21 protein-coding genes are annotated in these 14,439 nt (G+C 65.6%); 6 read left to right on the top strand and 15 right to left on the bottom strand.

Going from position 1 to position 14,439, the window contains the following annotated elements; translation table 11 throughout:
- Positions 1-18 precede the first annotated feature (18 nt).
- On the top strand, positions 19-567 hold the full coding sequence (locus AC3WMR_RS13400; RefSeq protein ID WP_492265413.1) for a TIGR00645 family protein: 549 nt from the start codon (positions 19-21) through the stop codon (positions 565-567).
- Positions 568-663: 96 nt separating this feature from the next.
- Here AC3WMR_RS13400 and AC3WMR_RS13395 read toward each other — a convergent pair whose 3' ends face one another.
- The 5 genes from AC3WMR_RS13395 to AC3WMR_RS13375 form a co-directional block, all read right to left on the bottom strand.
- Positions 664-870 carry a cold-shock protein gene (locus AC3WMR_RS13395; protein ID WP_006225311.1) on the bottom strand — a complete coding sequence of 69 codons (207 nt, stop codon included), beginning with the start codon at positions 868-870 and terminating at the stop codon, positions 664-666.
- A 317-nt stretch (positions 871-1,187) separates the two neighbouring features.
- On the bottom strand, positions 1,188-1,751 hold the full coding sequence (locus AC3WMR_RS13390) for a DUF924 family protein (RefSeq protein ID WP_492265412.1): 564 nt from the start codon (positions 1,749-1,751) through the stop codon (positions 1,188-1,190).
- Between the two features lie 165 nt (positions 1,752-1,916).
- Positions 1,917-2,120 carry a cold-shock protein gene (locus AC3WMR_RS13385; protein WP_006220190.1) on the bottom strand — a complete coding sequence of 68 codons (204 nt, stop codon included), beginning with the start codon at positions 2,118-2,120 and terminating at the stop codon, positions 1,917-1,919.
- A 373-nt stretch (positions 2,121-2,493) separates the two neighbouring features.
- Positions 2,494-2,814 (bottom strand): hypothetical protein, encoded by a 321-nt coding sequence (locus tag AC3WMR_RS13380; RefSeq protein ID WP_492265411.1) that lies wholly within the window; start codon positions 2,812-2,814, stop codon positions 2,494-2,496.
- A gap of 91 nt (positions 2,815-2,905) precedes the next feature.
- Positions 2,906-3,304 (bottom strand): hypothetical protein, encoded by a 399-nt coding sequence (locus AC3WMR_RS13375; protein WP_492265410.1) that lies wholly within the window; start codon positions 3,302-3,304, stop codon positions 2,906-2,908.
- A gap of 123 nt (positions 3,305-3,427) precedes the next feature.
- On the opposite strand from AC3WMR_RS13375, the gene AC3WMR_RS13370 reads away from it, so the two are divergent.
- Positions 3,428-3,730: a DUF2513 domain-containing protein gene (locus tag AC3WMR_RS13370; RefSeq protein ID WP_263910871.1), complete on the top strand. Its 303-nt coding sequence runs from the start codon at positions 3,428-3,430 to the stop codon at positions 3,728-3,730.
- A 110-nt stretch (positions 3,731-3,840) separates the two neighbouring features.
- Here AC3WMR_RS13370 and AC3WMR_RS13365 read toward each other — a convergent pair whose 3' ends face one another.
- The 3 genes from AC3WMR_RS13365 to AC3WMR_RS13355 form a co-directional block, all read right to left on the bottom strand.
- Positions 3,841-4,113 (bottom strand): hypothetical protein, encoded by a 273-nt coding sequence (locus AC3WMR_RS13365; RefSeq protein ID WP_492265409.1) that lies wholly within the window; start codon positions 4,111-4,113, stop codon positions 3,841-3,843.
- A 75-nt stretch (positions 4,114-4,188) separates the two neighbouring features.
- Positions 4,189-4,584 (bottom strand): RidA family protein, encoded by a 396-nt coding sequence (locus tag AC3WMR_RS13360; RefSeq protein WP_492265408.1) that lies wholly within the window; start codon positions 4,582-4,584, stop codon positions 4,189-4,191.
- An 18-nt stretch (positions 4,585-4,602) separates the two neighbouring features.
- On the bottom strand, positions 4,603-5,751 hold the full coding sequence (locus AC3WMR_RS13355) for a DSD1 family PLP-dependent enzyme (protein ID WP_492265407.1): 1,149 nt from the start codon (positions 5,749-5,751) through the stop codon (positions 4,603-4,605).
- 141 nt (positions 5,752-5,892) lie between these two features.
- Here AC3WMR_RS13355 and AC3WMR_RS13350 point away from each other — a divergent pair, with 141 nt between their 5' ends.
- The gene (locus tag AC3WMR_RS13350) at positions 5,893-6,804 is read left to right on the top strand and encodes a LysR family transcriptional regulator (RefSeq protein ID WP_025135979.1); all 912 of its coding nucleotides are present in this window, start codon (positions 5,893-5,895) and stop codon (positions 6,802-6,804) included.
- Positions 6,805-6,837: 33 nt separating this feature from the next.
- Here the strand turns inward: AC3WMR_RS13350 and AC3WMR_RS13345 are convergent, their stop codons facing one another.
- Positions 6,838-7,236, bottom strand: a complete 399-nt coding sequence (locus AC3WMR_RS13345) for a RidA family protein (protein ID WP_175217599.1) — start codon at positions 7,234-7,236, stop codon at positions 6,838-6,840.
- 68 nt (positions 7,237-7,304) lie between these two features.
- Positions 7,305-8,495 carry an MFS transporter gene (locus tag AC3WMR_RS13340; RefSeq protein WP_492265406.1) on the bottom strand — a complete coding sequence of 397 codons (1,191 nt, stop codon included), beginning with the start codon at positions 8,493-8,495 and terminating at the stop codon, positions 7,305-7,307.
- A 137-nt stretch (positions 8,496-8,632) separates the two neighbouring features.
- Between AC3WMR_RS13340 and AC3WMR_RS13335 the strand changes: the two genes are divergently transcribed.
- The 3 genes from AC3WMR_RS13335 (at position 8,633) to AC3WMR_RS13325 (ending at position 10,235) form a co-directional block, all read left to right on the top strand.
- Complete coding sequence (locus AC3WMR_RS13335) at positions 8,633-9,220, top strand: TetR/AcrR family transcriptional regulator (protein WP_492265405.1); 588 nt, start codon at positions 8,633-8,635, stop codon at positions 9,218-9,220.
- A 96-nt stretch (positions 9,221-9,316) separates the two neighbouring features.
- The gene (locus tag AC3WMR_RS13330) at positions 9,317-9,802 is read left to right on the top strand and encodes a hypothetical protein (RefSeq protein ID WP_492265404.1); all 486 of its coding nucleotides are present in this window, start codon (positions 9,317-9,319) and stop codon (positions 9,800-9,802) included.
- Positions 9,803-9,929: 127 nt separating this feature from the next.
- Entirely contained in the window at positions 9,930-10,235 is a 306-nt protein-coding gene (locus AC3WMR_RS13325; protein WP_025135974.1) for a hypothetical protein, read from the top strand.
- Positions 10,236-10,257: 22 nt separating this feature from the next.
- On the opposite strand, the gene AC3WMR_RS13320 is transcribed toward AC3WMR_RS13325, so the two are convergent.
- The 5 genes from AC3WMR_RS13320 to AC3WMR_RS13300 all read right to left on the bottom strand — a co-directional run bounded on the left by AC3WMR_RS13320 (position 10,258) and on the right by AC3WMR_RS13300 (position 14,380).
- Complete coding sequence (locus AC3WMR_RS13320) at positions 10,258-10,515, bottom strand: hypothetical protein (RefSeq protein ID WP_492265403.1); 258 nt, start codon at positions 10,513-10,515, stop codon at positions 10,258-10,260.
- A gap of 243 nt (positions 10,516-10,758) precedes the next feature.
- A complete protein-coding gene (locus AC3WMR_RS13315) occupies positions 10,759-12,393 on the bottom strand; it encodes a PqiB family protein (protein WP_492265402.1) in 1,635 nt (544 codons plus the stop codon).
- Between the two features lie 90 nt (positions 12,394-12,483).
- Positions 12,484-12,792 carry a DUF3892 domain-containing protein gene (locus AC3WMR_RS13310; RefSeq protein ID WP_492265401.1) on the bottom strand — a complete coding sequence of 103 codons (309 nt, stop codon included), beginning with the start codon at positions 12,790-12,792 and terminating at the stop codon, positions 12,484-12,486.
- A 68-nt stretch (positions 12,793-12,860) separates the two neighbouring features.
- Positions 12,861-13,718, bottom strand: coding sequence for a 3-deoxy-8-phosphooctulonate synthase (gene kdsA, locus AC3WMR_RS13305; protein WP_492265400.1), 858 nt, complete (start codon positions 13,716-13,718; stop codon positions 12,861-12,863).
- A 98-nt stretch (positions 13,719-13,816) separates the two neighbouring features.
- Positions 13,817-14,380: a cytochrome b gene (locus AC3WMR_RS13300; protein ID WP_492265399.1), complete on the bottom strand. Its 564-nt coding sequence runs from the start codon at positions 14,378-14,380 to the stop codon at positions 13,817-13,819.
- Positions 14,381-14,439 lie beyond the last annotated feature (59 nt).

The following is a 14,439-nucleotide window of genomic DNA, read 5'->3' as shown; positions in this document are numbered from 1 at the left end:
CTTGGCTCGCAACCACTCATGACCCCGAATACCCCTCCCCGCCTTGGCCTGCTGCCCAGCCTGATATTCAGTTCGCGCTGGCTGCAGCTGCCGCTTTACCTGGGCCTGATCGTCGCCCAGGGCGTCTACGTGATGCTGTTCCTGAAGGAACTGTGGCATCTGCTGACGCACGCCAACAGCTTTGGCGAAATGGAAATCATGCTGCTGGTGCTGGGCCTGATCGACGTCGTGATGATCTCGAACCTTTTGGTGATGGTGATCGTCGGCGGCTACGAAACCTTCGTGTCGCGCCTGCGCCTGCAGGGCCACCCCGACCAGCCGGAATGGCTCAGCCACGTCAACGCCAGCGTCCTGAAGGTCAAGCTGGCCATGGCCATCATCGGCATCTCGTCGATCCACCTCCTGCGCACCTTCATCGAAGCCGGCACCCTGGGCACGCCCAATGCCCGCTTCTCCGAGGCCGGCGTGATGTGGCAGACCATCATCCACGCCCTGTTCATCCTGTCTGCCCTGGGCATCGCCCTGATCGACAAGCTGTCCACGCCGGCGGCGCACCCCAAGCACTGACGCCTCGCCCGCCCCGAAAAAGAAAAAGCCCCTGCACATTGCGTGCGGGGGCTTTTTATTGGAGCGGGCCGTTACCGGACCGCTACAGGACGGAACTCAGGCTGCCACCTTGATGTTCTTGGCGCTGGGGCCCTTGGGGCCGGTACCGACCTCGAACGTGACGCGCTGGTTCTCCTGCAGCGACTTGTAGCCTTCGCTGCGGATTTCAGAGTAATGAGCGAACAGATCCTTGCTGCCGTCGTCGGGCATGATGAAGCCATAACCCTTTTCGGCGTTGAACCACTTGACGATGCCGGTTGCCATGGAATTTCCTCGAACCTAAAAGATGCGATTGCTCGCGGGGCGCCAGATCATCAAGGATGGGAGAGGAAGCAACCGCAGCACCACTGACGGCGACAAGTTAAACGCAGACCGCGTCTCTTGAAAATCTCGCTGAACCCAGTGTATTGGCGAACCCTGAAAAACGTCAAATATGCGAGCTTCCGCAGGCCCGCGCCCCGCTTGGGCCGGCGCAAATCGGGTGGATATTTTCAACTCGCCATGCACCGATACATGCGGATACCGTGGGAGCAGCTGGGGCGAGGCAGCAAGGAAAAGCGGCCTGGGCTGGGCCCTCGACCTCAGCCAGCAAAGCCGCCTGCATCCAGGAATTCCTGCTCGGGCTGGGTGGTGTGGCGACCCAGCGCGGCATTGCGATGCGGGAAGCGGCCGAAACGCTTGATGATGTCGCGATGCAGAACCGCCCAGCGCACGGCGTCGGCGCCCAGCGGTTCCATCAAGGCGACCGCGCGGTTCTGCGCCGCCAGGTTCTCGGCGTGCTCGAAGGGCAGATAGAAGAACTGGCGCAGCGATGGGTCGACCGCCAGGTCATGCCCCGCCGCAATGGCGCGCTCGGCAAACACCAGCGCCAGGGGGTCGGTGGCGAACATGTGGGCGGTGCCACGATAGGCGTTGCGGGGGTACTGGTCCAGCAGGATCATCAGCGCCAGCGCGCCGTCAGGATCCTCCAGCCAGGCATCCAGCTGCCGGGCCGCCGCGGCCAGGTGGGCCACCCCACAGCGCTGCCGGAAACGCTCGTCGAAGGCCGCATCCTTGGTGAACCAGGCCTGGGACCCCGCATCACGCCAAAACGCCACCACGTCTTGCGGTTGCAGGGAAAGCGGTGTCTGGCCGGAATGGGTCATGGGATTCGTCCTGTATCGGGTGCACGCCCGGCACGGAGCCAGGCAAGAAGCTGAAAGCTGCGGCAAGGATACCGCGCCCGGCCGGGCGACATGAAAAAGGCCCCCTTGCGGGAGCCTCAGATGCAAAAAAGCCCCCGAAGGGGCTTTTCCGAAAAGCCAGAACCTTTACAGGACCTGGATCTTCGTGGCTTGCGGGCCCTTGGGGCCATTGGCCGTCACAAAGCTGACGCGCTGGTTCTCTTCCAGAGACTTGAAGCCCGAGCCCTGAATTTCGGAGAAGTGAGCGAACAGGTCCTTACCACCCGCTTCCGGGGTGATGAAGCCATAGCCTTTTTCCGAATTGAACCACTTAACGACGCCGGTTTCCATACTGTATTTCCTAGAGATAATGGGCAAATGCCCGGAGGTCACGAATCAATCAAGGAGGGGACAGTAGAACAATAACGCTGAGCCGGAAAAGGCACGGCACTGAACGAAAATCGCAACGCTTGTGATCGTGTGCCGACACTATCGTTATGTTCCCCTCACAAGTCAACATAATCCTAAAAAATACGTGCCAATAATGCAACAAAGAGAAACTGCGCACAAAATTTACACGTTTTCATAGGCAAAAAGGAGTCCTGCATAGGTGTAAACACCCACGCATCATAAAAAAACAATCGAGGCTTATATAAATGCCGTCAAACGCGCATCGGACTCATACGCCGTTTGGGTCGGGCACTTTTTTGGTTTGCCGTCAGGCTTACTCGTCGATAGGTAAGCCCAACAGATCGAGCGCCGCGCCAAAAGCCTCGGGGCCCGAGCAAAGGAAAACCGCCACGTCGCCGGGATTCATATTTTCCAGGACCTGGTCGATTTGGTCTTGCGCATTATCAACATTGTCGACACTGGCAGCGTGTATGTCTGCGCCGCCTTCGACTTTTTCGGGGGGTACGATGTCGGCGATGCCATTGAGATCGTTTACGCCGGTTACGACATAAGCGCTAATGCTTTCGCCATCAAGCGTTGTGTGGAGCTCAACGCCGCCCGCCACGTCGGCAACGTGCCGACTGAGTATTTCCATGATCAATCTTCCTAGACTTGCGGGCCAAGCCCGCCTGGGCACGCACCGTACAGGTGCACACACGCCCAGGCGCGACTATAACAGCCTTATGCTAAGGCTTCCTGACATTCGGACCGAGCGAACGCCGCGCGGCGCCGGACGTGGCTGCCACGCTGCGGCTGCGCACGCCGGCCGCGGCCAGTGCGGCGACCAGCGGCTTCTGGGCGGCCAGGAACGTGGCCTTCTCGTCGCCGGCCAGCTTGCACAGGAACATCTGGGCCTGCAGCTGGGTGCGGCGGGCCTTGCGGTTGTCAGACTCTTGCGCGAGCCAGTCGGCGATCCAGTCGGCCGCAGCCTGGGCATCGCCCTGCAGCTTGACGTGGCCCAGCAGGTCGAACACGGTCACGCCGTCGATGGCGCCTTCTTCGGTGCGTGTCAGAAAGAGCTTGGCGGCCTGGCCGGTGTAGCCGGGGATCAGCGCGAGGCAATCGCGCTCTGCGGGTTTCTTCATCGGTACTGCCCGTAACGGTTATCGGTAACCCGCCACTGTAACCCGGCCCCGCAGCTGTCGCGTGGACGCCACGGAACTCTGCTATTGTCGGCCTGTCTTTTTCCCAACTTGGCGGACAACATCATGCAACGCGATTTCGATCTGGTCGTCACCATCCTGGGTGCCTTGCGCGACGCGGCAGGCCCCAACCTGAGCACCCACGACATCAAGAACGCCGCTCTGGCGCCCCACGCGCAGGAACAGGGCCTGCAACTGATTGCACATCACCTGGACCTGCTGGCCGACGCCGGCCTGGTCAAACAGGTCAGCGAGACGGCAGCGACCGCCGGCGACACGCGCTGGCGCATCACCTGGAAGGGCTATGACGCCCTGGAACAGGACGAGGAAGACGAAGAAGACGAAGACTTCGACGACGCCGAAGAATAAGCCGTCGCGACTCGCGGGCCGAGGGCACATAGCCCGTCGGCGCGTGCGTTCGGAAGGTGATACGGGGCGCCCCTTGCGGGCGCCCTGCTCTATTGCGTCGCTTTGGCAGCTCAGGCGCGGCGCAGGATGCGGCGGGTGAGCAGCGCCGCCGCGCTCCCGATCACCAGGCTGAACATGAAGGCCGCGATCGACAGCATGGCGGCCTGGTCGCCAAAGCCGGCCGAGCGCGACATCGCAAACACGGCGGCAAAGACCGCGGCGGCCAGCACGGCCACGCCGGCCAACGCCCGACCGATCGAGCGCAAGCGGCCGCAGAGCGAACCGCCAACCAGCGCCATGGCGACCATGGCGGCCATGGACCAGAACAGATATTCGTAGTGCATGCGGATGGGCTCCCCCAGGAGTATCGAGGCGCCCGCATTATAGGCCGCGCACGCACCTCATCCGTCCCCCACAGATCAAGCGGACGCCGCCACCGCGATGGCGCTGATTTCCACCAGCGCGCCGTAGTGCAGTTCACGGGTGGGCACGATGGCGCGGGCGGGCCGATGGTCGCCGAAGCTGCGTTCGTAGACGCTGTTCACCTCGTTCCACAGGCCGACGTCGGGGATGTACACGGTGACGTTGACGACCTGCGCCATCGACGAACCGGCGGCTTGCAGAATGGCCGCCATGCTGCGCAGCGCGGCTTCGGTCTGGGCCGCCACGCCTTGTGCCAGTTGCGGGCGTTCGCCCGGCTGGGCGGCGGGCAGAAAGCCCAGCTGTCCGGAGACGAAGACAAAGCCGTTAGCCCGCACGGCCTGCGAATAGTGGCCAGCCGGCGGGGTGGCGTTGGGGGTGTATATGGTGTCCATCGAGATTCCTTTACAGGCTTACCAACCGCGGAAACGTTCCCAGTGCGCCACGATGTCGCGGCTGCCGCTGTGCAGAACTTCGTAGGCGTCGTGCTGGGCGCAGGTGGCGCAAGCGTGATTCGGCACGATGCGCAGCTTGGCGCCCAGCGGCAGGTCTGGCAAAGCGGCGCCGCTGCCGGCGCGCAGCTTGATGATGCCTTGCTCCTGGTTGGTTTCGGCCAGCAGCAGGTCGGGATAGACCTTGCCGTCGGCATCGCATACCAGGCCGTACAACTGGTCCACCGGCTGCCTGGCGGTGCCGCGGTCGCGTGACATCGCCATCCACCCTGCGTCCACCAGGATCCAGCCCTTGTCGGGCTGATGGCCGATCACCGTCGTGAGGACGGTGGCGGCGATGTCGTCCACCGAGCAGACGCCCAATCCGGCCATGACCAGGTCGAAGAAGACGTAGACGCCCGCGCGCACTTCGGTGACGCCATCCAGGTTGCGGGCGAAATGCGCGGTGGGGGTCGAACCGACGCTGACCACCGGGCACGGCAGGCCGGCGGCGCGGATCGCTTCGGCGCAGGTGACCGCGGCCAGGCGTTCTTGCTCCGCCATGGCGGCAATGGCCTCGAGGCTGCGACAGCCGTAGGACTCGCCGGCATGCGTCATGACGCCGTGCAGGCAGCCCGCGCCGTGCAACACCCTCGCAATGGCCAGCAGTTGGCCGGTGTGCCCCGGCTGCACGCCGGCCCGGTGGCCGTCACAGTCGATTTCGATCAGGGCGGGAATACCAGTCCCCTCTTGCCTGGCACGCTCGGCAACCGCTTGCGCGGCCTGGATGCTGTCGACCACCACCGTGAGGTTGACGCCGCGGCCACGCAGGGCCAGAACGCGGTCCAGCTTGGCGGGCGCCACGCCCACCGCATAGAGCAGGTCGGTGACACCGGCGGCGGCGAATTGTTCGGCCTCTTGCAGCGTGGACACCGCGGCCGGGCCTTGCGGGCTGGCCATGACACGACGGGCCACTTCGATCGATTTGGGCGTCTTCAGGTGCGGACGCAACTGCACGCCGTGGCCAGCCATCAGGCCGTTCAGGCGGTCGATATTGCGCGTCATGCGGGTTTCGTCCAGCAGCAGGCAGGGCGTGTCCAGGGTATCGAGGGTGACGGGGGCAGCGGTCATGGCAGTGTCGGCAGAAAACGGGCGGGAACAGGCGGGGATCGAGGCGGGCGCCGCCCGGGCGCAACCGCATGCCGGCAGTATGGCGCGCCATGGCGCTTGCGTGTTTAATATGGACTTAATCAATCATTAAGGCTTTTCTGAATGATTACCACCGACGACCTGCGCTTTTTCCTGAGCCTGGCGGCCACCAGTTCACTGGCCCAGGCCGCGCGTGCCCTGGACGTGACACCGCCCGCCGTGACGCAACGGCTGCACGCGCTGGAAAAGCGGTTGGGGGTGCGACTGGTGAACCGGTCCGGCCGCGGCACGGCGCTGACCGACGAAGGCCGGCTGCTGGCCCTGCGCGCCGGGCAGATCTGCGGCGAACTGAATGACCTGGCCGACGAGTTGGTCGGCCGCCGCGGCGTAGTGGCCGGCCACCTGCGGGTGGTGGCGCCACTGGGTTTCGGCCAGCGCTACGTGGCGGACCTGGTGGCACAGTTTCGCCAGGATAGCGAAGACGTGACCGCCAGCCTGATCCTGTCCGACGGACCACCGCGCCTGGCCAGCGACAACTGGGACGTCATGATCCACATCGGCGAACTGCGCGATTCGACGCTGGTGGCGTACCCCCTGGCGCCCAATCGCCGCATCCTGTGCGCGTCGCCCGCCTACCTGGCGCGGCGCGGCGCCCCCGCCAAGCCCGAAGATCTGCGGGACCACGATTGCATCGCCCTGCGGGAAAACGAAGAAGACGTGACGCTGTGGCGCTTCAAGCGCGGCCGCGGCCCCGCGGTGGGGGTGCGCATCGCACCGGTGCTGTCGAGCAACGCCGGTGCGGCGGCCGTGGCCTGGGCATTGGCCGGCCACGGCATCGTGGCCCGATCCGAATGGGATGTGGCCGAGCATGTGAAGAACCGCGACCTGGTGCCGCTGCTGGCAGGCTGGAACTTGCCCGAGGCCAATGTGGTGGCGCTGGTGAAGTCGCGCCAGGACCTGTCGGCGCGCACGGCGGGCTTTCTGGCCCACCTGCGCGAGGCTTTTGCCGCGACGCCGTGGCGCGACAAGGATTGAGGCTTGCGGACCCGGCGTTGCTTTGCGGCGGCGTCAGTCCAGCATGGCCTCGGCTTCGATCTCGATCAGCCATTCCGGCAGCGACAAGCCGCTGACGATGACCCACGACGAGGGTGGCGGATCTTTAGGAAAGCGGTCGCGCAGGGCCTGGGCGATCACTTCCTGGTCTTCGCGGACCGTGTCGCAAATATAGATGCGCAGCATGATGACCTGCGCCAGCGTGCCGCCGGCGGCGGCCAGGACGCGTTCGATGTTGTCCAGCGCGGCCTCGGTCTGTTCCTGAAGGCCGGGCCCGACGGTGCGTTCGTCGGCATCGACGCCCACCTGGCCGGACAGCAGCATGCGCCGCTGGCCGGTCACGATGACCGCCTGGCTGAAGCCGTATTGCACCGAGTTGAAGACAGTGTCGGGATTGACGACGGTTCGGGACATATTGGTTCTCCTTGTAGGCGCCGCGCCCCGCGGCCCGGCGCTATCGGCATTTTAGAGCCACGGGGCGTTCATGCTGCCGCCGGTGCGGGCTTGGCGCCGCGCGCAGCATAAAGGGCCACCAGCAACACGACGGCGCCCGCCCCCACCGCCGTCCAGAAACCCGCCCCTACGCCGTGATGGTCCACGATCCAGCCCGCCAGGGCGGCCCCGGCCGCGACTCCCGCGCCCAGGCCCGTCACCAGCCAGGTCAGCCCTTCGGTCAAGCGACGACCCGGCACGCTGCCTTCGACCATCGCCATGGCGATGATCATGGTGGGCGCAAACGACAGGCCGGCCAGCAGGACGCCCAGCGACAGCGTCAACAGGTCGCCCACCAGCAACAGCGGCACCGTGGTGAAGGCCGTGACCGTCGCGGCGATGGCCAACAGGCGTGCCAGCGGCATCTGGAATTTCAGCACGCCGAACGCCAGGCCGGCCACGCACGAGCCCAAGGCATAGGCCGACAGCACCACGCTGGCGCCTGCCGGCAGGCCCTGCTGGCGGGCGAACGCCACGCTCATCACATCGATGGTGCCGACGATGACGCCCATGGCGGCCATCATGGTGGTCAGTTGCCGCATGATGGGCACGCCCAGCACCGACGCTTCGCGGCCTTCTTCGCGCGGCTGCACCTTGGGCGCGGTGACGCGCTGCATGACGAACGCCGTGACGCCGACGCCCAGCAGCAACGCCGCGCCAAGCGGGCCGGCCTCGGGAAATAGCAAGACGCACAGGCCCACCGCCACCGGCGGCCCGATGATGAAGCTGAGTTCATCGAAGACCGATTCCAGCGCGTAGGCAGTGCGCAGTTGTGGCTGGTCGCGATAGATCTCGGTCCAGCGGGCCCGCGCCATGGCAGGCATGCTGGGCAGGCTGCCCGACAGCGCCGCGAACACGAACAGCGTCCAGTCCGGCGCCCCCGTACGGACGCAGATCGCCAGGCCGACCAGCCCCGCCACGCTGGCGCCGGCTGCCAGCGGCAGGATCCTGCCCTGGCCATGGCGGTCGACCAGGCGGGAAATGCGCGGCGCCAGCAATGCCGTCGCCAGCGCGAACGTGGCCGCCACGGCACCGGCGAGGGTATAGGCGCCGCGCACCTGCGAGAGCATCGTGATGATGCCGATGCCGATCATCGGCAAGGCCAGGCGCGCAACCGCGCACGCGGCGACAAAACCTGCGGCGCCCGGCGCCTTGAATAATTCGCGATAGGGATTCGACACCCGAAACCTCTGGGGATGTTGCAGGCCGGCGGCGTTGGCCGCCGGACAGATTGACATACGAAGCGTATGTAAGATCGTATTCACATACCCATCGTATGTCAATTAACATACGCGGCGTATGCAACGGGAGCCCCACCATGTCGCGATCGCGCGCCGAGATGATTGAAGAAACCCGCGGGAAGCTGCTGGCGACGGCCCGGGAATCGTTCCGTCTCGCTGGCTACGCGGCGACGTCGATGGACGACCTGACCGCCGCCGCCGGGCTGACCCGAGGAGCGTTGTATCACCATTTTGGTGACAAGTCGGGTTTGCTGGCAGCGGTCGTCGAGCAGATCGACGGCGAGATGGACGAACGGCTACAAGCCATTTCCCGGCGCGCGCCCGATGCCTGGACGGGCTTGCTCGAACGCTGCCGCGCCTATCTGGAAATGGCGACCGAGCCGGAGATCCGCCGGATCGTGCTGCAAGATGCCCGCGCGGTACTGGGCCACAACGGCAACACCGCGCAAGACCAATGCAGCGTATCGCTGGGCGCACTGCTGCAGACCCTGATGGAGGAAGGCCGCATCGGCCCGGCCGACCCGTTCGCGCTGGCCCGGATGCTCTATGGCGGCCTGGCTGAAAGCGCATTCTGGATTGCCGCCGGGGACGATGGCGAGGACCGGCTGGCGCTGGCGCTGCAGGCGCAGGAATTGCTGCTGCAAGGACTGCGGCGCGAGCCGTGACGCGGGCGTCGCCGACGCGCATAATGCGGCAAACCCGCTGCAAGCCCCGCCCCCACCCGCCGGCGTGCCAACCCTCTGATCGCCTGATTCCGCACCATGAAGCTCTTGCGCTCCTATGCCCTTGCCGTCCTGCTCAGCAGCGCCGCGCTGACGCCAGCCGCCGCCCAACCACCTGCGCCCAACGCCGTGCAAGCCCTGGTTGGCAAATGGCGGCACCAGACGATGCTGCGCACCGTGGACGGGCAAGCGCTGCCGCCGCAACCGGCCGGCGGCGCGGGTGTCGCGGAATTCCGCGCGGACGGCACCTGGTCGATGCAAGGCCCCGGCATGGTGTCCAGCGGCACCTACCGCTGGCTGGACGCCAAGCGCATCGAACAGACGCTGGAGCAGTCCACCAGCAAGTACGAGCTGGGCGTGGCGTCGATCCGCTACGTGAAAATCCAGGGTGATCACCTGAGCCTGACCCGCGTCCAGGACCGCAAGGAAATGGACAAGCTCATGTCCCCGCCGGCGCCTGGGACCACGCGGCCGGAAGAAATGATCGTCACCAATGTCTTTACCCGGGTGCCGGCGGATCAGTAAGGTCTGCTGAAGGGTGCCGGCCGACAAGCCACGTCGCCGTACGCTTGCGCACGCCTCGCCCGAGCGCGGTATGGAACGATGCAACCTTCTTTGCTAGGCTGGGTCACATTGCTGGAGGCCACATTCCATGAACCCGAAGATTCGCGTGTTTTGCGTCCAACCGTCGTCTGCCTCGGCGCGCTTCGCGTTCCTGGCGATCGCGCTGCGCTGGTCACTGGGTGCGACGCCCCGTCCTGAACGGTTGCGGATCGGGCCGCACGACCTGGCGCCGGTCGGCTCGGAAGCCGCCTTCTGGATGTTCGCGCTGCGCCATGCTTTTTCGTCCCAGTCGGTGCTGGTGACGCGGGGCGACCACTGGGATGTGGCCGCCTCGGTCGATGGCGATGAAATCCGCGCCTTCGGCCGCAAGTTCGCACTGCGCCAGTGCCTGTAGCCCCTGGCGCAGCACCACGCCGCTAAGCCGGTGCCGGAGGCTTGCGGTGGTAGGCAGCCAGTTGCTCTGCGGTCCAGCGCTGTTTGGCCTCTTCCTGGCAGCAGGTCCTGAACACCCGCGCGCCCACCTCCAAAAACCCCCTCACGTCCTCGTCGGTCAGTTTGGCCTGCACTTTCATCAGACAATCCGCGTAGGCAGACAAGATGCCGTCCCAGCCCTCGGGTTTGCCGGGCGCGACGGGCTTGCTGATCATGCGAGCCATCATTTCGTTATGGTCCATACTGAGTCCCCAGTGAAGCCGGGCCGCGGCCCCGAGGACCGTGGCGATCAGACAGGCTGACAGCAGCAAGCGCCATGCCCGCTGTGCACCGGGGCACCGGGCGGGCGGTGCCCGCTGATATCACTCGGGAAAGGTGCGCGACAGTGGAAAAACTACCATTGCCGCCGATACGGCTGCACTGGTTCGGGGAAATAGCCGGTCCGGCCGCGCGGACTGGCCGGCGCGAGCCTGCGGCACGCCGCGTCAGCGCGCCTGCCTGGCCGAGTCCGGTCCGCGGCCCCGCAACAAGGCTTCCGGGCGGGTCTGCAGGAAGTCCGACAATTGCCGCAGCGACCGGGCGGCTCTGCCCAATTCCCGCACCGCAGTGTCGGTGTCCACGGACAAGGTGCCATCGGGTTGCAGCATGCTGCCGACGGCCGCCAGCGACTGGCTGGCCTCGCGCAACAGCGCCTGCGCAGCCGGCGCCACCTGCGTATCCAGCCTGCGCGCAAGGCTGGACGCCGCCCGCAAGAGACCGCTCAGTTCGGTGCCGATAGAGTCGAACGGCACCTTGTCCAGACGGGTCATGATGCGATTGATCTGCTGTTGCAGCTGATCCAGGTTATTGGGTACCGTGGGCAGGAAAGGCACTTCCTCCATCGTGAAAGTGACCGGTTTGGCGTCGGGGAACACCGACATCGCCACATACAGTTGGCCGGTCAGCAAGTTGCCGATACGCAGTTGCGCGCGCAGGCCGCGCTCGACCAGTGACGTCAGCAGGCGCCCGGTGGGCCGTGACAGGTCCGGGCCGGTGTATTCCTTGACCTCGCCCAGCACCTGTGCTCCCAGCCGCTGGGGATAGACCGTGGCTGACACCACCGCGTAGAACAGGCCGGTGGTGTTGTCGAAATCCAGGTTGATCGCGTCGACCTGCCCTAACGTCGCGCCAAAGGCGTCGATGGGCGCGCCGACAGCCAGCCCGCGCACCGATTGGTCAAAGCGCAGGCGTATCCGCAAGGGTTCGCCATCGGGCTGCGCCCGGGCGGCTTCTTCATTGGGGAACAGCCCGAACGCGGCGCCGGCCTGCGCGGGCGGGTGCTCGCTGGCATCGAAGGTTTCGAACGCCAGGCCGCCAATCGCCACCGACAGCAACGATTGAGAACGGACCTTCAGCCCGCGCGAATCCACGCTGAAGTCGATGCCGCCGGCATTCCAGAAGCGCGTACCGGCATTGACATAGGCATCGTAGGGCGTGTCGACGAACACCTCGACCGTCACGCCCGCGCCGCCGCGTTCCAGTTGATAGCCAATGACCTCGCCCACCGCGACGCGGCGGTAGTAGACCGGCGACCCGATTTCCAGCGAGCCCAGATCGCGGGCCTGCAAGGCAAAACGCTTGCCGCCCCGGTCCTGCGACACCTGTGGCGGGGTTTCCAGGCCGGTGAATGCGGTCTTGGACGCAGCCTTGGCGCCGTCCTTGCGGGGGCCGGCGGGGTCCACACCGATATAGGCGCCGGACAGCAACGTCCCCAGGCCGGACACGCCGTTGAGTGTCAGGCGCGGCCGCACCACCCAGAAGGCAGTGCCGTCGCGCAGCAGGTCGGCAGCGTCTTGATTCAGGCGGATCGTTGTCACCACGCCCGAGCGGTCGTCGTTGAGCGCCACGCGCTCGACCATGCCGACCACCACTTCCTTGAAGCGGACCTGGGTCTTGCCGGCCTCGAGGCTTTCGGCGGTGCGAAAGGCGATGGTGGCGGTGGGGCCGGCCGCCAGCCAGGCATGTAGAACCAGTAGCAGGCCACCGACGGCGGCCACGACGGGCACGAGCCAGATCCAGGAAATGCGCCGTCTGCGGGCACGGGGGGCCGCGGTGGCGCTGGCAAGTTCCGACTCGGACATGCAGACCCCCTTCTGGCGGTGACTCCAGCAGGGTCGCGCTGCGGCCGATGCCGCGCAAGCAGGGTATTCCCGAGGCCGAAGGCCGGCGTCCTAGAACTCGGGCAGATCGAACACCGTATGCAGCGTCGAACTGGGCACCGGCACCGAAGCCAGGTGCTCGCGTCCGTCGTCGTCGACCAGCACACGAACCGGGCGGGAAGCCACCGACAGGCCGTCGACGCTGATCATGGTTTCGACGTCGGCGCCGGCCTTGATGGCCTCGATGACTTCGGACGCCGCCGCGGTGACAGGGTCGCTGACCCAGCCGGGCACGCCGCGTTCGGCCAGCCCCCAGCGCACATAGGCGACATGGCCGCTGACGGGTTCTTTACGAACGGCGACGATCGCGTAAAAAGACATCCAGGCCTCCCTAAAGTATTTGGCCCGGATCGTATAACAACTTGGCTGACCTGCGATGACAACTTGGGTCAGGGCTCGATGTCGATAGGCGCAAAGGATTTCACCAAGTCATCCAGCTGCTTGAGCTGGGTCAGGAATGGCTCGAGCTTGTCGAGCGGCAAGGCGCTGGGACCGTCGCATTTGGCGTTCTTGGGGTCGGGGTGGGCTTCCAGGAACAGGCCGGCCAAACCCACGCCCATGCCGGCCCGCGCCAGGTCGGCCACCTGTTCGCGACGTCCGCCGGACGCGGCGCCCAGCGCCGAACGCTGCTGCAGCGCATGCGTGACGTCGAAGATCACGGGGCGATTGCCCGACACCTTCTTCATGACGCCAAAGCCCAGCATGTCGACCACCAGGTTGTCGTAGCCGAAGCTGGTGCCACGGTCGCACAGGATCAGTTGTTCGTTGCCGGCTTCGGTGAATTTTTCAACGATGTTCAGCACTTGCGTGGGGCTGAGAAACTGCGGCTTCTTGATGTTGATGACGCGGTCGGTCTTGGCCAGCGCCACCACCAGGTCGGTCTGGCGCGCCAGGAAGGCCGGCAGTTGCAGGATGTCGGCGACTTCGGCGACGGGGGCTGCCTGCCACGGTTCGTGCACGTCGGTGATGACCGGCACGCCGAATTCCTTCTTGACCGCCTCGAAGATCTTCATGCCCTCTTCCAGGCCCGGACCGCGATAGGAATGGATCGAGGAGCGATTCGCCTTGTCGAACGAGGCCTTGAACACGTACGGGATGCCCAGCTTGGTGGTCACGCGCTGGTATTCCTCGCAGGAACGCAGGGCGAGATCCAGGGATTCCAGCACGTTGATCCCGCCGAACAGCACGAAGGGCTGGTCATTGGCGCAGGAGATCGAGGGCGAGATGACGACTTTCGGGGCGGTCATGATGAGGCGGTCCTGTAAAGGTGAAGCAGGTAATAGTGCGTAATGTACAACCTGCCCACCCCCGATCCGGCTGCCTGGCGTGCCTTTTTTGGCACGCTTCAGCGGCTGGAGGTCATGCGGCGCAGCACGCCGTCGCGCAGCACGTAGTGGTGGAACAAGGCGGCCACCGCGTGGAGACAGGCCAGCACGATGATGCTCCAGGCCACGGTGTTGTGCAGGCCGCCGATGAAGCGCCGCTGTTCGTGGTCGATGCTGATCAGCGTGGGGATGTCGAACAGGCCGAAGAAGGCGAAGGGCTCGCCCTGGGCCCACCGGAACAGGAAGCCCAGCACGATCTGCGCCGCCAGCAACAGGTACAGCAAGCCGTGCATGCCTGAACTGGCCAGCCGCAGCCAGCCTGCCCCGGCCGATGGCAGCCGGCGGCCCGCGCCCAGGCGCCACAACGCCCGCAGCACGAACACCGCGGCAAACAGCAAGCCGAACGAGATATGCAGCGATTGCAAGAGGCGCCGCGTGGGCGTGCCGCGCGGCAGGAAGCCCCAGATTTCGGCCAGGGCGAACAGCCCGACCACCAGGATGACCGTCAGCCAGTGAAAGGCGATGGTGGCCCGGTCGTAGTGCAGGTCGGCGGCAGGGGCGGTCGGGATGGCGGCGTCAGTCACAAGATACACTCGTAGGCGTGTGGGCCTGTCTATCCAGGCAACGCCCGCCAGAATATTGA

It is taken from the genome of Achromobacter sp. FW305-C-28 (assembly GCF_058783235.1).
The sequence above is the reverse complement of the archived record's forward strand: the minus strand, read 5'-3'. Positions and strand labels throughout refer to the sequence as shown.

Excerpts from the sequence above, each read along its gene's own strand:
- AC3WMR_RS13350 (WP_025135979.1), top strand. The coding sequence starts at position 5,893 with ATGATTACCACCGACGACCTGCGCTTTTTCCTGAGCCTGGCGGCCACC.
- AC3WMR_RS13320 (WP_492265403.1), bottom strand. The coding sequence starts at position 10,515 with ATGGACCATAACGAAATGATGGCTCGCATGATCAGCAAGCCCGTCGCG.
- AC3WMR_RS13375 (WP_492265410.1), bottom strand. The coding sequence starts at position 3,304 with ATGAAGAAACCCGCAGAGCGCGATTGCCTCGCGCTGATCCCCGGCTAC.
- AC3WMR_RS13360 (WP_492265408.1), bottom strand. The coding sequence starts at position 4,584 with ATGGACACCATATACACCCCCAACGCCACCCCGCCGGCTGGCCACTAT.
- AC3WMR_RS13385 (WP_006220190.1), bottom strand. The coding sequence starts at position 2,120 with ATGGAAACCGGCGTCGTTAAGTGGTTCAATTCGGAAAAAGGCTATGGC.
- kdsA (WP_492265400.1), bottom strand. The coding sequence starts at position 13,718 with ATGACCGCCCCGAAAGTCGTCATCTCGCCCTCGATCTCCTGCGCCAAT.
- AC3WMR_RS13365 (WP_492265409.1), bottom strand. The coding sequence starts at position 4,113 with ATGCACTACGAATATCTGTTCTGGTCCATGGCCGCCATGGTCGCCATG.
- AC3WMR_RS13315 (WP_492265402.1), bottom strand. The coding sequence starts at position 12,393 with ATGTCCGAGTCGGAACTTGCCAGCGCCACCGCGGCCCCCCGTGCCCGC.
- AC3WMR_RS13390 (WP_492265412.1), bottom strand. The coding sequence starts at position 1,751 with ATGACCCATTCCGGCCAGACACCGCTTTCCCTGCAACCGCAAGACGTG.
- AC3WMR_RS13335 (WP_492265405.1), top strand. The coding sequence starts at position 8,633 with ATGTCGCGATCGCGCGCCGAGATGATTGAAGAAACCCGCGGGAAGCTG.
- AC3WMR_RS13395 (WP_006225311.1), bottom strand. The coding sequence starts at position 870 with ATGGCAACCGGCATCGTCAAGTGGTTCAACGCCGAAAAGGGTTATGGC.
- AC3WMR_RS13325 (WP_025135974.1), top strand. The coding sequence starts at position 9,930 with ATGAACCCGAAGATTCGCGTGTTTTGCGTCCAACCGTCGTCTGCCTCG.
- AC3WMR_RS13380 (WP_492265411.1), bottom strand. The coding sequence starts at position 2,814 with ATGGAAATACTCAGTCGGCACGTTGCCGACGTGGCGGGCGGCGTTGAG.
- AC3WMR_RS13370 (WP_263910871.1), top strand. The coding sequence starts at position 3,428 with ATGCAACGCGATTTCGATCTGGTCGTCACCATCCTGGGTGCCTTGCGC.
- AC3WMR_RS13355 (WP_492265407.1), bottom strand. The coding sequence starts at position 5,751 with ATGACCGCTGCCCCCGTCACCCTCGATACCCTGGACACGCCCTGCCTG.
- AC3WMR_RS13310 (WP_492265401.1), bottom strand. The coding sequence starts at position 12,792 with ATGTCTTTTTACGCGATCGTCGCCGTTCGTAAAGAACCCGTCAGCGGC.
- AC3WMR_RS13330 (WP_492265404.1), top strand. The coding sequence starts at position 9,317 with ATGAAGCTCTTGCGCTCCTATGCCCTTGCCGTCCTGCTCAGCAGCGCC.
- AC3WMR_RS13345 (WP_175217599.1), bottom strand. The coding sequence starts at position 7,236 with ATGTCCCGAACCGTCGTCAATCCCGACACTGTCTTCAACTCGGTGCAA.
- AC3WMR_RS13400 (WP_492265413.1), top strand. The coding sequence starts at position 19 with ATGACCCCGAATACCCCTCCCCGCCTTGGCCTGCTGCCCAGCCTGATA.